General features: G+C 55.8%; 1 protein-coding gene. It reads left to right on the forward strand.

The window, feature by feature from the left end; all coding sequences use genetic code 11:
* Window positions 1–167 precede the first annotated feature (167 nt).
* The coding region (locus HP566_RS03155; RefSeq protein ID WP_425348166.1) for a WD40/YVTN/BNR-like repeat-containing protein at window positions 168–849 on the forward strand (682 nt) is incomplete at its 3' end.

An 849-nucleotide genomic window follows, 5' to 3' on the forward strand; every position in this document is an offset into this window, starting at 1 on the left:
AAGGGAGCCTGCTGGGTAAGGATGTGACTGCGGTCAGCTACGATGGTGGTGCCCGCTGGCAGATAGAGGATGAAGGCCGTAGTGCCCAGGGAGGCTACTACGATACCAACACAGGCGAACGCTGGCGTGTGGCGGGCTACTCACTCTATCGGCGCGAGATTCCGTAAATGAAGTGGCGCTACACCATCACGCTGGGCGTGGTGTTACTGGGCTACTGGGTATTTACCCATGGCACAAGCTGGGAGCGTGTTAGCAACGATTTTATGAAAGAAGATACTCCCTACGGGCCAGGAGACTTTCGCATTCGGGGTGAGCAGGTACTATCTATGAAGCTTACGAACCCCGAGACAACCTTCAAACCACGTGAAGAAAGAAGTGACCCTAAGAGAGCCGAGCCTACGGAGCCATGGATGAGCAACGTAAGCGAAATAGCCAACCGTCGTACAGTACGTATTTTAGCAGGAACTATCGAAAACGGAATCGAACGACGCTTCCAGGAACCCGCACAGCAGGCGGATTGGTGGCTTTCACCAGATTGGGCAACACTTTACCTTGCCACCGGGTGGTCGGACCGTACTGCTGAAACCCCTCCGGGGCAGCAGAACCGCCCTCAAATTACCCAGTTCTTTAAATCCACCGACCAGGGGGAATCCTGGGAACGGTTGCACTGGCCGGAAAACCAGAATATTTCGGCACTGCGGTTTATCGATGCCCAGCGGGGCTATCTCATTGGATGGGGGCCACACCTCTGGCGCACCGAGGATGGCGGTGAACACTGGCAAGAGATTCCCGTTCCCACAGGCGCTCGTAACCCCGAGAATGAACGTCAGCGCTTCGACTTAGTCGCCC

Source organism: Vreelandella olivaria (assembly GCF_023507745.1).
Classification (GTDB): Bacteria; Pseudomonadota; Gammaproteobacteria; order Pseudomonadales; family Halomonadaceae; genus Vreelandella; species Vreelandella olivaria_A.